The sequence below is a fragment of the Streptomyces sp. NPDC101165 genome (assembly GCF_044768135.1).
Lineage (GTDB): Bacteria > Actinomycetota > Actinomycetes > Streptomycetales > Streptomycetaceae > Streptomyces.
Map to the genome: position 1 here is coordinate 550,349 of NZ_JBIWPG010000002.1, position 16,849 is coordinate 567,197.

Here is a 16,849-nt window from a genome sequence, read left to right on the forward strand (position 1 = left end):
CGATATCCGCGCCCGCTGCGCCCTGGTGACCGTGTCGGTGTGACCTCCCCCTCCAGCGGGGTGCCCGAGACGATGCGCGGGCGCCTCGACGTGGCGATACGCGACCTGAAGGCGCGGGGGTACGAGGTGGTCGTCGGCCGGTGCATGGACGGCTCGACGCACATCAGCGCCCCGGCCGCCGAGCGCGCCGCCGAACTGACCGAGATGCTGACCGACCCGACGATCCGGGCGGTGGTACCGCCGTGGGGCGGGGAGACCGCGATCGACCTGCTGTCGCTGCTCGACTTCGAGAAGATCGGGCGGGCCGAGCCGACGTGGGTGGTCGGCTGGTCCGACATGTCGACCCTGATCACGCCCCTGACCCTGCTCACCGGGGTCGCGACCGTGCACGGCAACAACCTCATGGACACGCCGTACCGGACGCCCGAGGGCCTGCTGTCCTGGCTCGACATCGTGGCGGCGCCGCAGGGCGAGCCGCTCTCCCAGACCCCGCCGGGCCGCCACCGGTCGGGCGGTTTCGACGACTACCGGTCCCACGCGGACGTACGGGACCTCACCCTGGACGCCGAGGGCGCCTGGACCCGGCTCGACGGCGCCGGTGACGTGGACGTCGAGGGCCGGCTGATCGGCGGCTGCATCGAGACCCTCACCAACCTCGCCGGCACGCCGTACCTGAACACCTCGTCCTTCGCCGGCGACGAGGGGCTGCTGGTCTACGTCGAGGCCTGCGAGGACAACGCGTTCACCATCTGCCGCAACCTGCACGGCATGCGCCTCGCCGGCTTCTTCGACCGCGCGGCCGCCGTCCTCGTGGGCCGTACCCACGCCCCCGACGGCGGCACCCTCACCCAGTACGAGGCCGTCCTCGACGCCCTCGGCTCCCTGGGCGTACCGATCGTCGCGGACGTCGAGTGCGGCCACGTGGCGCCCTACCTCCCGCTGGTGAACGGCGCCCGTGCCCGCGTGGTGCACACGGCCGCCCGGAGCGAGATCGTTCAGACCCTGGACTGACCTCGGTGCAGGTCCGGGCCGGTCCGTATGCTCGGGGCATGACCGACAGCAACGCGCTCGACCCCGAGGACCGCAAGATCGTCACCCTGGCCCGTTCCGCCCGGGCCCGCAACGGTGTGCCCGAGGGGGCGGCCGTACGGGACGAGACCGGGCGCACGTATGTCGCCGGGTCGGTGCAGCTCGCCTCGCTGAAGCTGAGCGCCCTGCAGACCGCCGTCGCCATGGCCGTGGCCTCCGGGGCGAAGTCGCTGGAGGCGGCGGCCGTGGTGAGCGAGGCGGAGTCCGTCCCGGCGGAGGACCGGGCCGCTGTGGCCGACCTCGGGGGGCCTGAGACGCCGGTGTTGCTCGCCGGGCCTGACGGGGCCGTGAAGCTGACGGTTCCGGCGGGCGCTGCGGAGTAGTCCGGATTTCATCCTTGCCGTCGCCTGCCTCTCGCGCATCAATGGAGCCGTAAGTTCCGACGATCCGTCAGATCCGCACCGCCGCCGCAGCGTGCCCGCACCCACCTGCTCTGGCCTGCTCGTTCGTCGGCGCACCTTCCGACCATCCCCACATGGCATCCCCACAGGGAAGGGAAGCGGATCCCCATGAGAGGCAAGCACACGGCAACAGGTGCGGCGCTGGTCGCCGGGGCCCTCGCGGTCACCGGACTCGCCTTCGCGCCCACCGCGGCCGCCGTCACTCCTCAGACGGCAACCATCAACGCGAGCTGCGGCATCTTCGGCGGTGGCGCGGCCACGCTCATCGCCACCCAGAGCGGCACCACGGCCACCATCACCCTCACCTCCACCGCGGTCAAGGCGCCGGTCGCGGTGGCGCAGGACTCCATCACCTCCAAGCTCACCCTGGTCAGGGCGAGCGGCGGCACCACCGTCTTCACCGGGACGAAGAACCCGGCCATGGCCGCCGGCGACCCGGTCACCGCCGGCCCGCTCACCGGCACCGTGGCCTCCGGTGACAGCCTGGAGGCGTACGGCGGCTCGCTGCAGATGACGATCTTCGGGATCAACGTCACCTGTAAGGCCACCGGCAAGCAGTCGCCCGGCCCGTTCGTCTTCGACTGAGCGAGCCGAGCGACCCGAGTGGCCTGAGTGATCTGTTCCGGATAGTTCCGGATCTCCCGGGGATGCCGCAGAAACTGATGATCCGTCAGTTTTCTGCGGCATCTCCATTGACTTCTCACGCAGGCTCCACATCAATGCCCCCTGTCGGCGCAGATGAGCCGCTGCGCCCGCAACCCTCAGGAGGGGCCCCCATGGGTTCGACACCCCGAAGATCCCGACGATGGCGCTGGGCGTCACTGTTCGGGGCGACCGTCCTCGCGGTCACCGCGGGCGGCGCACTGGCCAGTCCGGCCAGTGCCGCCGGCACGAACGTGGACTTCGCCACGCACTGCATCCCGCCCGCCGTCTCAGGCCTGCCGCCGATCGACGGCACCACCACCGCGAGCGTGTCGGTGGACAACGCCAGCCCGAAGGTCGGCGACACCGTCACCGTGACCTACACGGTGGTCACGCCCGCCGCCGGCAACCCCACCGACCTGGCCCTGCCGGCCGACATCATGACCCCGACCGGCAAGGTCACGCTCGGTGGTGCCCAGACCGGTTCCGTCACGGTTGCCGGGCCCAAGAAGAACGCCCCGGTCCCGGGGAAGGCCCCCTTCCCGTCCTTCTCCATGACCGGAACGTTCACCGTCACCAAGGCCGGCCAGATCACCCTCTCGCCCGGCGACTACAACATCCACACCAGCTACATCCTGGAGCTGGACACCCCCTGCACGGTCACCAACCCGCCCGCCCCGACGTCGCAGACCGTCACGGCGACCGACGGCACCCCGGCCAACACCCGTGCCATCGCGCTGGGTTCGGCCTCGGGTGACCCGGGTGCCAGTGTCACGGTCAACGGCAGCAACTTCACGCCGGGCGCCACCGTCACCCTGGCCGGGCGGTCCGGGGGCACCCAGACCGCGGACACCGCCACCGTGACCGCGGGCGCCTCGGGCTCCTTCAGCGGTTCGCTGGTCGTCAACGACAAGACGACGACCGGGATCGTGGCCTACGAAGGCGGCTCCTGGAGCGCGGACAAGGGCGCGGGCCCCGCGGTCTACGTCGTCAACGACAACACGCCCGTCCCGGCCGGCAGTCAGAAGCTGACCACCACCGTCAAGGCGGGCACCCTGTCCATGTCCCAGGCCGGGGACGCCGTCGCGCTGTCGTCGGTCGACTTCGGCAAGGGCGGGGCCTCCAGCGGAGCCCTGCAGACGGTGACGGTCAAGGACTTCCGCGGCGGGCCCGCGGGCTGGTCCCTGACCGGCAAGGTCACCGACTTCACCGGCCCCGGCGCCAAGATCGACGCGAGCAGACTGAGCTGGACCCCTGCCTGCGTCACCAAGGCGGGCAGCCCCAGCACCTGCAAGGCCGGTTCGACCGGCGCGGTGGGCACCTCGGGAGCGACCCTCGCGTCGACCCCGGACGCCACGCTCACCGGCGGCGAGTTCACCGTCGACGCCGGACTCTCCCTGGACGTACCGGCGTTCACGCCCCCGGGCTCGTACTCCGGCGTCCTGACCCTCACCCTCACCTGACCGAACTCCGACCACGGTGGCCGGGCGCCCGCCGCACCACGGGGCCGCACCCGCCCGACCGCCACGACCCGAGCCCATGGGGGGTCCGCACCCATGCGCAAGCCGTACGTCCTCCTCCTGAGCATCGTCAGCACCCTCTGCCTCGCCCTGGGGATGTCGACAGCACCGGCCCACGCCGCCGACAACGGCAGCTGGTCCGTCTACCCGGTCGCCTCCAAGGTCGCCGCGCGCCCCTACTTCTACCTCTCGGCCGACCCCGGGCAGACCCTCACCGACAAGGTCGCCGTCGCCAACAAGACCGGCAGGCCGCTCACGTTCCGGCTCTACGCGGCCGACGCCTACAACACCGCCCGCGACGGCGGGTTCGCCGTACGGACCCTGAAGGAGCGGATGCACGGGGTGGGTGCCTGGGCGCGGCCCGCCATGTCACGCGTCACCGTTCCCGGCCACAAGACCGTCACCGTGCCGTTCACCCTGCACGTGCCCCGCGGCGCCGAACCGGGCGACCACCCGGGCGCGATCGTCGCGCTCGACGAGCGGGTCGACCCCGGCAGCGGCAAGCTGGCGCTCGGCGTGCAGCGGGCCGTCGGGGCCCGGGTCTATCTCCGGGTCAGCGGGCCCACGCTGCCCGCGATCTCCGTCGGGCAGATGCACATCAGCCATCACCAGCCACTCGTCCCCGGCTTCGGCGACAGCACGGCCACCATCGGCTACACCCTGCGCAACACCGGGAACGTCACCCTCGACCCCAAGGTGGAGCTGAAGGCGCGCGGACTGTTCGGCCGTACGCTGCTCGACCGCGACCTGACCGGGGTGCCGTCCGAGCTGCTGCCGGGGCAGCGGGTGCGGCTCACCGAGACCTGGCACGGGGCGCCCCAGCTCGACTGGGGCGACATCACCCTGACCGCGACAGCGCCGGACACCCGTCAGTCGGCGAGCGCCTCCTTCTTCGCGCTGCCGTGGCTGCTCGCCGGGCTCGTCTTCGTGGGCGGAGTGGTGACCGGAGTGCTGCTGGTCAGAGCGCGTCGGGGCCGCGCTCGCCGGTCCGCACCCGTACGACGGTCTCCACGGGCACTGCCCACACCTTCCCGTCCCCGATCTTCCCCGTCTGCGCGGCGCTGACGATCGCGTCGATCACGTCGTCGGCGACCGCGTCCTCGACCACGACCTCGATCCGGGCCTTCGGCACCAGGTCGACGCGGTACTCGGCCCCCCGGTACACCTCGGTGTGGCCGCGCTGACGGCCGTAGCCGCTCGCCTCGGTCACGGTCAGACCGTGCACACCCAGCTCCTGCAGGGCGGTCTTGACCGCGTCCAGGCGGTACGGCTTGACGATCGCAGTGATGAGCTTCATGCCTGGCTCTTGACCTTCTGGGCGGTGGGGACGACGGAGGAGGAGACCGGGGCGCCATGCCCCAGGACCCCGTGATCGTAAGCCGTCTCGGCGTGCACCGTAAGGTCCAAACCGGTGTGCTCCTGCTCCTCGCTCGCCCGGAAGCCCAGCGCCCGGTCGATCAGCCTGCCGAGGCCGTACGACACCGCGAAGGCGTACCCCGCGACGACCACGACGGCCAGCAGCTGCTTGCCGAGCGGGGCGAGCCCGCCGCCGTAGAACAGGCCCTCGACACCGCCGGTCATCGCCTTCTCGGCGAACAGGCCGATGAGGAGGGTGCCGATGACGCCGCCGACCAGGTGGACGCCGACGACGTCCAGCGAGTCGTCGTAGTTCAACTTGAACTTCCAGCTCACCGCGTAGGAGCAGACGACACCGGCGGCCAGGCCCACGACCAGCGCGCCGAGCAGGGAGACCGTGCCGCAGGAGGGCGTGATCGCGACCAGGCCGGCCACCGCGCCGGAGGCGGCGCCCAGGGTGGTCGGGTGGCCGTCGCGCCGCTGCTCGACGAAGAGCCAGCCGAGCAGGCCGGTGCAGCCGGCGGCCAGGGTGTTGAGGAAGGCGGCCGCGGCCAGGCCGTTCGCACCGAGCGCGGAGCCCGCGTTGAAGCCGAACCAGCCGAACCAGAGCAGACCGGCGCCTAGGATCACCATGGGCAGGTTGTGCGGACGCATCGCGTCCTTCTTGAAGCCCAGGCGGGGGCCGAGGACCAGGCACAGGGCGAGACCGGAGGCGCCGGAGGTGATCTCGACGGGCAGACCGCCCGCGAAGTCGAGCGCGCCGAGCTTGTCGTGGATCCAGCCACCCGGGCCCCACACCCAGTGGGTGACCGGAACGTATACGAGGAGCGTCCACACCGGGACGAAGACCAGCCAGGCCGAGAACTTCGTACGGTCCGCGACCGCGCCGCTGACCAGCGCCGCCGTGATGACGGCGAAGGTGAGCTGGAAGGTGGCGAAGAGAAGCGTGGGCACGGAGCCGTGCACGCTGGCCGGGCCGAGGCCGCTCATGCCGGCGTGCTCCAGCCCGCCGATCAGCCCGCCGCCGATGTCGTCGCCGAAGGCCAGCGAGTAGCCGGCCGCCAGCCACACCACCGTCACCAGAGCGATCGACACGAAGCTCATCATCAGCATGTTGAGGACGCTCTTCGTGCGGACCATACCGCCGTAGAACAGGGCCAGTCCCGGAGTCATCAGCAGGACGAGGGCGGTGGCTGCGAGCAGCCACGCGGTGTCGCCGGTGTTCACATGCGCGGCGGCGAGGGTCACGGGCGTCTCCAACGGTGTGGGGGCTCGTCAGAGGGTCACCGGTATCCGTTTCCGGTTGCGTACGGGTGTGTTTCCGTGACGTTTCGTTGCGGAGGGGTTTCCGAAAGCTCACGTGGGAACGGGGTACTCCCCACTGGTACGGCGCGGCTTCGTGGATCAGGGAGAATGGTCGCCATGAGCGTTCGTACCCAGTCATCCGAGCAGCCGGCCGAGACCGCCCACCGCGCCGGCTTCGCCTGCTTCGTGGGCCGCCCCAACGCGGGCAAGTCCACCCTCACGAACGCTTTGGTCGGGCAGAAGGTGGCGATCACCGCGAACCAGCCGCAGACCACGCGGCACACGGTGCGCGGCATCGTGCACCGGCCCGACGCCCAGCTCATCCTGGTGGACACCCCGGGCCTCCACAAGCCGCGCACGCTGCTCGGCGAGCGGCTCAACGACGTCGTACGGACGACGTGGGCGGAGGTCGACGTGATCGGCTTCTGCCTTCCCGCGAACGAGAAGATCGGCCCCGGCGACCGCTTCATCGCGAAGGAACTCGCCGGCATCAAGAAGACCCCGAAGGTCGCCATCGTCACCAAGACCGATCTGGTCGACTCCAAGACCCTCGCCGAGCAGCTGATCGCCATCGACCAGATGGGCAAGGATCTGGGCTTCGAGTGGGCGGAGATTGTGCCGGTGTCGGCGGTCGGCGACCAGCAGGTGGGCCTGCTGGCCGACCTGATCGTCCCGCTGCTGCCGGAGGGCCCGGCGCTCTACCCGGAGGGTGACCTCACGGACGAGCCCGAGCAGGTCATGATCGCGGAACTGATCCGCGAGGCGGCCCTGGAGGGCGTCCGCGACGAACTCCCGCACTCCATCGCCGTCGTCGTGGAGGAGATGCTCCCGCGCGAGGACCGCCCCGCCGACCGTCCCCTCCTCGACATCCACGCCAACGTCTACATCGAGCGCCCCAGCCAGAAGGGCATCATCATCGGCCCCAAGGGCAAGCGCCTGAAGGAGGTCGGCATCAAGTCCCGCAAGCACATCGAGGCGCTGCTGGGGACCCCGGTCTTCCTGGACCTGCATGTGAAGGTCGCGAAGGACTGGCAGCGGGACCCGAAGCAGCTGCGCCGGCTGGGGTTCTGAGGCCCTGGGGCTCTGCCCCGGCCCCCGGCATGGGGTCCGCCCTGGACCCCGTTTTCCGCCGGCCACCGGTCGTGGCGGGATGAAGGGCGTCGGTGTCGGGTGCGGGGGCAGGTCGAGGTGCTGCTCGGGGCGCCGGCCGCGCGGCGGTAGCCGCATGTTGATGCAGCCTGGACCTGCATGTGAAGGTCGCCAAGGACTGGCAGCGGGACCCGAAGCAGCTGCGCCGGCTGGGGTTCTGAGGCTGGGGGGCTCTGCCCCGGCCCCCGTCATCGGAGTCGCCCGGGAAGTCCGGCGGCCCCGGAGGGGACGGGGAGGACGGCAGCTCACGCCACCCCCCGTATCCGCCCCACCAGCACCGCCCCCGCCAACCCGATCACCGCCGCCACCAGGTACAGCACGCGGTAGCCGCCGAGGTACGTAACTATCGGTGCCGCCAGGACCGGGGCCGCCACCTGGGGGAGGGCGTTGGCCACGTTGATGACGCCGAGGTCCTTGCCGCGGTCCAGGGCCTTCGGCAGGACGTCGGTCATCAGGGCGAAGTCGACCGAGGTGAAGACGCCGAAGCCGATCCCCAGGACCGCCGACGCGACGACGGCCCCCGGCCAGGTCTGCCAGCCGGACAGGGCCGCCGTGGCCACCGCCATCAGCACGCCCGACCAGACGACGAACGGTTTGCGCCGGCCGACCCGGTCCGACCAGATGCCGCCCGCCACGACCGTCGCCACCAGCGTCAGGCTGTTGACCGCCGTGAGGACGAGGACACCCCGGTCGGGGTCGAAGTAGTGCAGGCGGTCGCGCAGGTAGTAGAGGAGATACAGCAGCACCAGCGAGTTGCTGAGGTTGATCAGGAAGCGGGTCAGCCAGGCCCAGGCCAGGTCGGGGTGGCGGCGTGGGCTCAGCCAGAACGAGGCCAGGAAGGCGCGCCAGGACCAGGGGGACCGGTCCTCCGGTGCCAGGCGCAGGTCCTCGTAGCGCAGTATGTAGGGCAGGACGCCCACCACCGTGAACACCGCGCAGGCCGTGTATCCGGCGCCGACCCCGCCCGCCGCCGTCGCCAGACCCGTCCCGCCGACCACGCCCAGGATCTGCGCCGCCCCCAGCCAGCCGCCCACCGAGCCCCGTTGGAGCCGCGGCACCCGGTCCGGCACGGCCGCGGTCACCGCCGCGAAGGCCGCGTTCAGCGTGAGCTGCACCAGGCACCAGCCCAGCGTCATCGTCCACAGCCCGCCCGCGCCCGCGAGCAGCAGCAGGGAGAGCGCACCGCCCGCCGCGCCCGCCACGATCCACGGGGTACGGCGGCCCCGGCGGGCGGTGGTCCGGTCCGACAGCGCTCCGAAGAACGGGTTCGCGAGCAGCGAGACCACCGCGCCCGCCCCCGTCACCCAGGCCAGCATCGTCTCCTTGGACATCCCGGAGCCGGGCGCGAAGTCCCCCGCCTGGGAGGCGAGCAGGATCTGCAGCGGGCCGAACCAGCCCACCCAGATCGCCCCGTTGGCCAGCGAGAGCGCCGCCGTCCAGCCGCGGCCGACCCGTTCCACGGGCTCGGCGAGGGCGGCCGAGGCGCGGGCAGTGGTCATCTCTGCGCCCGCAGCACGTCCCGGAACCATTGGTAGGAGGCCTTCGGGGTGCGCCGCTGGGTCTCGTAGTCCACGTGGACCAGGCCGAAGCGGCGCGCGTAGCCCTCCGCCCACTCGAAGTTGTCCATCAGGGACCAGACGAAGTAGCCGCGCACGTCCACCCCCGACTCCAGCGCCGCGTGCAGGGCGCGGACATGGCCGTCCAGGTAGGCGATGCGGTCCTGGTCGTCGACGCCCTCGTAGGAGCAGCCGTTCTCGGTGATGACGATCGGCGGGAGGCGGTCGCCGTAGCGGTTGCGGAAGGTCGTGAGCAGCTCCGTGAGCCCCTCGGGGACGACGGGCCAGCCGAAGTCCGTCACCGGGCGGTCCTCGATCTCCCGGACGGAGAAGGGGAGTTCGGCCGGCATGGTCAGGCCGCCGAACTCGATCTCGGTGCCCTGCGGGGCGCCCACCCGGGTCGGCGCGTAGTAGTTGATGCCGTACCAGTCGATCGGCTCGGAGATGACCTTCAGGTCGGCGGACACGTCGCCCGGCATCAGGTCGCCGATGCCCTCCGGGTAGGCGCCCAGCACGATCGGCTCGGCGAACATCCGGTTGAGGAGGAGGTCGTAGAAGCCCGCCGCCTCCAGATCGGCGGGCTCCGCGGACGCCGGCCAGGTCGGGCCGTGGGAGTTGGCGATGCCGATGTCCGTCGCGCCGGCCGCGCGCAGGGCCTGCACCGCGAGACCGTGGGCGAGGAGCTGGTGGTGGGCGACCGGGAGCGCGTCGAAGAACAGCTGCTTGCCGGGGGCGTGGGCGCCCAGCGCATGACCCAGCAGGGTGTGCTCGGCGGGCTCGTTGAGGGTGATCCACTTGGTGACGCGGTCGCCGAGGCGTTCCGCCACCACGGACACGTGGTCGGCGAACCGGGCCGCCGTGTCCCGCTCCAGCCAGTCCAGCGAGGCGGGCAGGTCCCAGTGGAAGAGGGTGGGCACGGGCCGTACGCCGGCCGTGCACAGCTCGTCGACCAGGCGGTCGTAGAAGTCCAGGCCGCCCGGGGAGTTCACGCGGGGCCAGGAGACGGAGAAGCGGTACGCGTCCACGCCGAGGCCGGCGAGGAGGGCCACGTCCTCCCGGTAGCGGTGGTAGTGGTCGCAGGCCACTGCCGCCGTCGTGCCGTCCTTCACCCGCCCCGGCTCGGCCGTGAACACGTCCCACACGGACGCCTCGCGCTCGTCGGCCGCGCCCTCGATCTGGTGGGCGGAGGTCGACACACCCCACAGGAAGCCGGCCGGGAAGCGGGGGATCGGATTGACTGCATCGGTCGCCATGGCCGGGATCATCCTTACCCCCGGTAACGGAAGTCAACGCCCCGGCGTGAAACCGCGGTTACGCACCCTCCTTCAGCACCCGGGAGATCAACTCCCGCTCTGCCTCGGACAGTCGGGGGTCGGCCGCGTACACCGTCCGGCCGTCCACGGTGATCTCGTAGCTGAAGCCGTCCGGAACCCCGGCCGGGCGCGTGCCCCGGCCGGACGCGAGGGCGCGTTCGGCCAGGGTGTGCCACTCATGGGCGTCGGGCCGGCCCGAGGTGTCCACCTCGGCCCGGCGCTCGATGCCCGCGAAGCCGCCCGTGCGCCGTACTTGGATACGCATGGGTCACTTCTAACACTTGATCCGCAGTTCCCGAAGGGGGTACGGACTGCATCCGGTTCGGCTGGTCCGGGCGCTCCGGCGTGGTCACCCTGCGGTGTCTCATCCGGGGTTGCTCTGGGCCGTTCCGGAGTTCGGTGAGCAGAGGCCCGCAGGTCAGCGGGCTGCCGCAGGTGTTGTGCCGGAGATCCGGCGGTCAGCACCTCACGCGGTTGACTCACGCAGGCCGTCTTCTCGGCCGCCGCTGATCATGGCGGACGGAAAGCACTTTTAGTACGGAACTACAGCGTCCGCACCCCCACCTGCTCCCACGCCTTCTGTACGGCCTGGAGTTCGTCGCCGGCGCCGTAGCGCTCGCGGGCCGCTCGGACGGTCAGCGTGGCGAAGTCGGCGAAGGCGGCGTCCTGCTTCAGCTCGCCGCCGGTCAGGACGTCGTACCAGATCTGGCCGGCCCGCTCCCAGGCGTTGCCGCCGATGGCCGTGGCGACCAGGTAGAAGGCGTGGTTCGGGATGCCCGAGTTGATGTGCACGCCGCCGTTGTCGCGGCCGGTGCGGACGTAGTCCTCCATGGTCGCGGGCTGCGGGTCCTTGCCGAGGACGTCGTCGTCGTACGCCGTGCCCGGAGCCTTCATGGAGCGCAGGGCGGTGCCGGTGACGCGCGGGGCGAGCAGGCCCGCGCCGATCAGCCAGTCGGCCTCGGCCGCGGACTGGCCGAGCGCGTACTGCTTGATCAGCGAGCCGAAGACGTCGGAGATCGACTCGTTGAGCGCGCCCGGCTGGCCGAAGTAGGTCAGGTTGGCGGTGTGCTGGGTGACGCCGTGGGTCAGCTCGTGGCCGATGACGTCCACCGGGATGGTGAAGTCCAGGAAGATCTCGTTGTCGCCGTCGCCGAACACCATCTGCTCGCCGTTCCAGAAGGCGTTGTCGTAGTCCGTGCCGAAGTGCACGCTCGCGTCCAGCGGCAGCCCCTCGCCGTCGATGGAGTTGCGGCCGTACGCCTTCAGGTACAGGTCGAAGGTGGCGCCCAGGCCCGTGTAGGCGCGATTGACCGTGGCGTCCGCACCGGGTTCGGTGCCCTCCTCGCGGACCTTCGTGCCGGGCAGGTCCTGCTGGTGGCCGGCGTCGTAGATGGTGCGGTGCGGCTGGTCGGCCACGGCTCCGGCGGGCGCGGCGACGGCGGGCGCGCCGATCACCGTGGTCAGGCGGCGGTGGGTGCGCTGGTAGGCGTCGTGCTCCAGGGACCGGCGGGCGGGGCCGGAGAGCGTGGGGTCCTCGTTCCGGGCGAGCCTGTCGAGGACGTGCGGCGGCACGATCGTGCAGAAGACGGGCTGGAAGCCCCCGTTGGTCGTCATGCCCGGCACCCTTGCACTGTGTGATCCGGCTGTCACTACTAGCAACCATGATTGGTGAAATACGGTGACATCGTGCTCACTCCACGTAGTCAAAGTGGTATGGCGCACTTTTTGTCCGTTTTGACCCCACGGTCCCGCATACTGATACGAACCCTCGTGGTGAGGCGCCGCTCGGCTAGCATGCGGAGCATCATGCGTTTCGGGCTGCTCCTTCTTAGCTGCCGCGGCGAGGGCCTGTAGTCGAGGCCGACTCCCTCCCCGCGGAGCTTGGCGTTGCGTCGTCGGCCGTCCTTTCGGACACCTCCCAAGGAGCCCCCGCATCATGGCCAACCGCCAGCAGCCCAGTTCCATGCCGATCCACAAGTACGGCCGCTACGAGCAGGTCGACATCCAGGACCGCACCTGGCCGGAGCAGCGCATCACCGTCGCACCCCGCTGGCTCTCCACCGACCTGCGGGACGGCAACCAGGCCCTGATCGACCCGATGTCGCCCGAGCGCAAGCGCCGGATGTTCGACCAGCTGGTCAAGATGGGCTACAAAGAGATCGAGGTCGGCTTCCCGGCCTCCGGTCAGACCGACTTCGACTTCGTGCGCTCGATCATCGAGGAAGAGGGCGCGATCCCCGAGGACGTCACCGTCTCCGTACTGACCCAGGCCCGCGAGGACCTGATCGAGCGGACCGTGGAGTCCCTGAAGGGCGCCCGCCGGGCCACCGTCCACCTGTACAACGCCACCGCGCCGGTCTTCCGCCGGGTCGTCTTCCGCGGCTCCAAGGACGAGATCAAGCAGATCGCCGTCGACGGCACCCGCCTGGTGATGGAGTACGCCGAGAAGCTGCTGGGCCCGGAGACCGAGTTCGGCTACCAGTACTCGCCGGAGATCTTCACCGACACCGAGCTGGACTTCGCGCTGGAGGTCTGTGAGGCGGTCATGGACGTCTACCAGCCGGGCCCGGGCCGCGAGATCATCCTCAACCTGCCCGCCACTGTGGAGCGTTCGACGCCCTCCACGCACGCGGACCGCTTCGAGTGGATGCACCGCAACCTGTCGCGTCGCGAGCACGTCGTCCTGTCGATCCACCCGCACAACGACCGCGGTACGGCCGTCGCCGCCGCCGAGCTGGCCCTGATGGCCGGCGCCGACCGTGTCGAGGGCTGCCTGTTCGGGCAGGGCGAGCGCACCGGCAACGTCGACCTGGTCACCCTGGGCATGAACCTGTTCTCGCAGGGCGTCGACCCGCAGATCGACTTCTCCGACATCGACGAGATCCGTCGTACGTGGGAGTACTGCAACCAGATGGAGGTCCACCCGCGCCACCCGTACGTGGGCGACCTGGTCTACACGTCCTTCTCCGGCTCCCACCAGGACGCCATCAAGAAGGGCTTCGACGCCATGGAGGCCGACGCCAGGGCCAAGGGCGTCACCGTGGACGACATCGAGTGGGCGGTCCCGTACCTGCCGATCGACCCGAAGGACGTGGGCCGCTCCTACGAGGCCGTCATCCGCGTCAACTCGCAGTCCGGCAAGGGCGGTATCGCGTACGTCCTGAAGAACGACCACAAGCTGGACCTGCCGCGCCGGATGCAGATCGAGTTCTCGAAGCTCATCCAGGCCAAGACGGACGCCGAGGGCGGCGAGGTCACCGGCGGCGACATCTGGTCGGTCTTCCAGGACGAGTACCTGCCGAACCCGGACAACCCGTGGGGCCGCATCCAGGTCCGCACCGGCCAGTCGACCACCGACACCGACGGCGTGGACACCCTCACCGTCGAGGCCACCGTCGACGGCGAGGACACGGTGCTGACCGGCACCGGCAACGGTCCGATCTCGGCGTTCTTCGACGCCCTGCAGTCCATCGGCATCGACGTACGCCTGCTGGACTACCAGGAGCACACGATGAGCGAGGGTGCCTCCGCGCAGGCCGCCTCCTACATCGAATGCGCGATCGACGACAAGGTTCTGTGGGGCATCGGCATCGACGCGAACACGACGCGTGCCTCACTGAAGGCTGTCGTCTCCGCGGTGAACCGCGCCGCCCGCTGACCCTCGCCGACCAGCACTTTCGGGGCCCTGACCGCTGCATACGGCGGTCAGGGCCCCGTCACTTATCGGCCATCGCACCCCTCAGGTCACGGACAGGTCTCGCACGAGGTGCTGACTCAGCTCCGCGATGTGGCTAACATCACGCCAGCGCGGCGATGTTGCCGCGTCGTTACGGAGGTGCGACGTGCTGCCAGTACGGGGACGAGACGACCGTGCTGCCCGGGCTGTGCGCCTCCTGGGCACCCGCACCGCATGGACACCCGTGGGCGACGGCGAGTTCTACTGCCCCGGCTGCGGAGGCGACCGCAACTACCAGCGGCTCACCGGCCGCCGCCGCTTCACCTTCCTCGGGGTGCCCGTGCTGCCGCGCGGGGCGACCGGACCGGTCGTGGAGTGCGCCTCCTGTCGCCGCCACTTCGGCACCGACGTCCTCGACCACCCCACCACCCGCCGCTTCTCCGCGATGCTCCGCGACGCCGTGCACACCGTCGCCCTCGCCGTCCTGGCCGCCGGTGGCGCCTCCTCCCGTACGGCTCTGGAGACGGCCGCCACCGCGGTGCGCGCCGCCGGCTTCGAGGACTGCACCGAGGACCAGCTGGCCGCCCTGGTCGAGGCCCTCGCCGCCGACACCGGCCGGGTCCTCGGCGGGCCGTGCGGCGCGAGCCTCGCGATAGAGCTGCACGAGGCCCTCGACCCGCTCGCCCCGCACCTCGCCCCGGTGGGCCGCGAGTCCCTGCTCCTGCAGGCCGCGCGCATCGCCCTGGCCGACGGCCCCTACACACCCGCGGAACGGGACGCACTGGCCACGATCGGCGCCGCGCTCACCATCTGCACCGACGACGTGAACCGGCTGCTGGCCGCCGCACGGACTCCGTCCTGACCGACCCATACCCGTGACGTGCGACTGATCCGTCAGCGCCTGATCAGGCCCAGGTCGGTGGCGGTGGCGACGGCGGCGGTGCGGGAGTCGACGCCGAGCTTGGCGTAGACGCGGGCCAGGTGCGACTTGACCGTGCCCTCGGTGAGGTGGAGCCGCCGGCCGACGGCCTGGTTGGACAGGCCCGCCGCGACCAGCGCGAGGACTTCCGTCTCCCGCCGGGTCAGGGCGGCGCCGGGGTCGCGCAGCCGGTTCATGAGCCGGTCGGCGACCGTGGGAGCCAGGGTGGTGCGTCCCGCGGCGGCGGTGCGCACGGCGGCCGCGAGATCCTCGGGAGGGGCGTCCTTGAGGAGATAGCCGGTGGCGCCGGCCTCGATCGCCGGGAGGGTGTCGGCGTCCGAGTCGTAGGTGGTGACGATCAGCACCCGGGGAGCGCCCGGCCGGGCGGTGATCGCGGCGGTGGCCTCGGCACCGCCCATTCCCTTGCCGAACTGCAGATCCATCAGCACGACGTCGATGTCACCCGCGGCGGCGCGGACGACAGCGTCCTCGGCGGTGGCGGCCTCGGCCACCACGACGAGGCCGGGTTCGGTCTCCAGGACGGCGCGCAGCCCGGCCCGCACCACGGGATGGTCGTCGGCGACGAGGAGACGGATGGCGGAGTCGGTCACGGGCGGGCCTCGGTCTCGGCGGGTGGGGCGAGGGGGAGCCGGGCGGCCAGTGCGGTGCCGTGGCCGGGGGCCGACTCGATGGTCAGGGTGCCGCCGAGCGCGCCGAGCCGGGCGCGCATGGAGGCCATACCGAAGCCGCCCCTCTCCGGGTCGGGCGCGGGCAGCTCCGCGGGGTCGAAACCGATGCCGTCGTCGACGACGTCGAGGGCGACATCGTCGCCGCAGCGGCCGAGGGTGACCTCGACGGTGGTGGCCCGCGCGTGCCGGACGGTGTTGGCGACGGCGGACTGGGCGATGCGCAGCAGGACGACCTCGTACGGCGTCGGCAGCGGTGCCGGATCACCGCTGAGGCGGAAGCGGGCGGTGAGCCGGTGCCGGGCACCGGTGGTGGCGCACAGCCGTTCCAGAGCGCCGGCCAGGGTGGTGCCCTCCAGGGCGGGCGGGGCGAGGGCGGCGACGAAGCGGCGGGCCTCGGCGAGATTGTCGACCGCGGCCTGGCGGGCCTGACCGACGTAGCGGGCACTGTTCTCCGGAGCGTCGGGCAGGGCCCGTTCGGCGGCGCGCAGCAGCAACTGGATGCTGGACAGGCCCTGGGCGAGGGTGTCGTGGATCTCCCGGGCCAGGCGTTCGCGTTCGGCCAGCACACCGGCGGTGTGCTGGGCCTCGGCCAGGTCCGCGCGGGTGGCGGTGAGTTCCTCGATCAGACGCCTGCGCTGTTCGCTCTCCCGGTACAGGGCCTGGTATCCCCACACCACGGCGACCGCCACGGCGGCGCCGAGCGCCGGGCCGATCGCCATGGCCGCGCTGAAGGAGCCCTGGTGGCCGGCGAACGCGACGATCGCCGCGAGCGCGGTCGCGGCCACGGCGGCCAGGCCGGCCCGACGCGACAGCAGGTGGAGCTGGAGGAAGTACAGCGGGAAGGCGACCCACACCCCGTCGGCGGTCAGGCCCAGCAGCACCAGCCACACCGCGCCGACGGAGGCCAGCCACCAGACGGCGGCCCGCCGGTCGCCGCGGACGCGGGGCACGAGGGGGCCGGCCGCGTACACCAGCCCGCACGCCACGGCCACGGCGACCGTAGCCCCGGCGTGCGGCCGGCCTTCGGCCACGGCGCGGCCGGCGGCCAGGACGAGCAGGGCGACGATCAGCAGGTGCAGGCACCAGGACAGGGTCCGGGTGGTCGGGGTCAGGGCGGGAGCGGCGGTGTTCACAGTCCCTCCAGCCTAAGGAACCGGTCCGGGCCGGGCCTCCGCCGAAAGTTACAACCCGCGCGCCGCCTTTCGGTCCGCGAAGTGCCGTCCGTCGCCGGATG

The 16,849-nt window shown here is 71.4% G+C and carries 16 protein-coding genes; 8 read left to right on the plus strand and 8 right to left on the minus strand.

Features of this window, described 5'->3' with window-relative positions; genetic code table 11:
- Nucleotides 1–72 precede the first annotated feature (72 nt).
- From ACIRVH_RS05960 to ACIRVH_RS05980, 5 genes are all read left to right on the plus strand, one after another.
- Nucleotides 73–1,011, plus strand: coding sequence for a S66 peptidase family protein (locus ACIRVH_RS05960; protein WP_403948765.1), 939 nt, complete (start codon nucleotides 73–75; stop codon nucleotides 1,009–1,011).
- Nucleotides 1,012–1,049: 38 nt separating this feature from the next.
- On the plus strand, nucleotides 1,050–1,412 hold the full coding sequence (locus ACIRVH_RS05965) for a cytidine deaminase (protein WP_403948536.1): 363 nt from the start codon (nucleotides 1,050–1,052) through the stop codon (nucleotides 1,410–1,412).
- Nucleotides 1,413–1,598: 186 nt separating this feature from the next.
- The gene (locus ACIRVH_RS05970) at nucleotides 1,599–2,075 is read left to right on the plus strand and encodes a hypothetical protein (RefSeq protein ID WP_403948537.1); all 477 of its coding nucleotides are present in this window, start codon (nucleotides 1,599–1,601) and stop codon (nucleotides 2,073–2,075) included.
- A gap of 191 nt (nucleotides 2,076–2,266) precedes the next feature.
- Entirely contained in the window at nucleotides 2,267–3,595 is a 1,329-nt protein-coding gene (locus tag ACIRVH_RS05975; RefSeq protein ID WP_403948539.1) for a beta-xylosidase, read from the plus strand.
- Between the two features lie 93 nt (nucleotides 3,596–3,688).
- On the plus strand, nucleotides 3,689–4,717 hold the full coding sequence (locus ACIRVH_RS05980; RefSeq protein WP_403948541.1) for a WxL protein peptidoglycan domain-containing protein: 1,029 nt from the start codon (nucleotides 3,689–3,691) through the stop codon (nucleotides 4,715–4,717).
- Here the strand turns inward: ACIRVH_RS05980 and ACIRVH_RS05985 are convergent.
- Together ACIRVH_RS05985 and ACIRVH_RS05990 are read right to left on the minus strand one after the other, a co-directional pair.
- Complete coding sequence (locus tag ACIRVH_RS05985) at nucleotides 4,611–4,949, minus strand: P-II family nitrogen regulator (protein WP_403948542.1); 339 nt, start codon at nucleotides 4,947–4,949, stop codon at nucleotides 4,611–4,613. The two genes, ACIRVH_RS05980 and ACIRVH_RS05985, sit on opposite strands and share 107 nt — an antisense overlap.
- Nucleotides 4,946–6,256, minus strand: coding sequence for an ammonium transporter (locus ACIRVH_RS05990; protein WP_403948544.1), 1,311 nt, complete (start codon nucleotides 6,254–6,256; stop codon nucleotides 4,946–4,948). Before ACIRVH_RS05990 ends, ACIRVH_RS05985 begins: the two co-directional genes overlap by 4 nt.
- A gap of 174 nt (nucleotides 6,257–6,430) precedes the next feature.
- Between ACIRVH_RS05990 and era the strand changes: the two genes are divergently transcribed.
- A complete protein-coding gene (gene era, locus ACIRVH_RS05995) occupies nucleotides 6,431–7,384 on the plus strand; it encodes a GTPase Era (RefSeq protein WP_403948546.1) in 954 nt (317 codons plus the stop codon).
- Nucleotides 7,385–7,707: 323 nt separating this feature from the next.
- Here the strand turns inward: era and ACIRVH_RS06000 are convergent, their stop codons facing one another.
- The 4 genes from ACIRVH_RS06000 to ACIRVH_RS06015 form a co-directional block, all read right to left on the minus strand.
- Entirely contained in the window at nucleotides 7,708–8,961 is a 1,254-nt protein-coding gene (locus ACIRVH_RS06000; RefSeq protein ID WP_403948548.1) for an MFS transporter, read from the minus strand.
- Complete coding sequence (locus ACIRVH_RS06005; protein WP_403948549.1) at nucleotides 8,958–10,271, minus strand: GH1 family beta-glucosidase; 1,314 nt, start codon at nucleotides 10,269–10,271, stop codon at nucleotides 8,958–8,960. The genes ACIRVH_RS06000 and ACIRVH_RS06005 overlap by 4 nt, the downstream gene beginning before the upstream one ends.
- Nucleotides 10,272–10,329: 58 nt before the next feature.
- Nucleotides 10,330–10,596 carry a protealysin inhibitor emfourin gene (locus ACIRVH_RS06010; RefSeq protein ID WP_403948551.1) on the minus strand — a complete coding sequence of 89 codons (267 nt, stop codon included), beginning with the start codon at nucleotides 10,594–10,596 and terminating at the stop codon, nucleotides 10,330–10,332.
- A gap of 278 nt (nucleotides 10,597–10,874) precedes the next feature.
- Nucleotides 10,875–11,945: a M4 family metallopeptidase gene (locus ACIRVH_RS06015; protein ID WP_403948552.1), complete on the minus strand. Its 1,071-nt coding sequence runs from the start codon at nucleotides 11,943–11,945 to the stop codon at nucleotides 10,875–10,877.
- 322 nt (nucleotides 11,946–12,267) lie between these two features.
- On the opposite strand from ACIRVH_RS06015, the gene leuA reads away from it, so the two are divergent.
- Both leuA and ACIRVH_RS06025 read left to right on the plus strand, forming a co-directional pair.
- Complete coding sequence (gene leuA, locus ACIRVH_RS06020) at nucleotides 12,268–13,989, plus strand: 2-isopropylmalate synthase (protein ID WP_403948554.1); 1,722 nt, start codon at nucleotides 12,268–12,270, stop codon at nucleotides 13,987–13,989.
- Nucleotides 13,990–14,173: 184 nt separating this feature from the next.
- Nucleotides 14,174–14,869, plus strand: coding sequence for a TerB family tellurite resistance protein (locus ACIRVH_RS06025; protein ID WP_403948556.1), 696 nt, complete (start codon nucleotides 14,174–14,176; stop codon nucleotides 14,867–14,869).
- A 32-nt stretch (nucleotides 14,870–14,901) separates the two neighbouring features.
- On the opposite strand, the gene ACIRVH_RS06030 is transcribed toward ACIRVH_RS06025, so the two are convergent.
- Both ACIRVH_RS06030 and ACIRVH_RS06035 read right to left on the minus strand, forming a co-directional pair.
- On the minus strand, nucleotides 14,902–15,537 hold the full coding sequence (locus ACIRVH_RS06030) for a response regulator (protein ID WP_403948558.1): 636 nt from the start codon (nucleotides 15,535–15,537) through the stop codon (nucleotides 14,902–14,904).
- Nucleotides 15,534–16,748 carry a sensor histidine kinase gene (locus ACIRVH_RS06035; RefSeq protein WP_403948560.1) on the minus strand — a complete coding sequence of 405 codons (1,215 nt, stop codon included), beginning with the start codon at nucleotides 16,746–16,748 and terminating at the stop codon, nucleotides 15,534–15,536. The genes ACIRVH_RS06030 and ACIRVH_RS06035 overlap by 4 nt, the downstream gene beginning before the upstream one ends.
- Nucleotides 16,749–16,849: the final 101 nt, after the last annotated feature.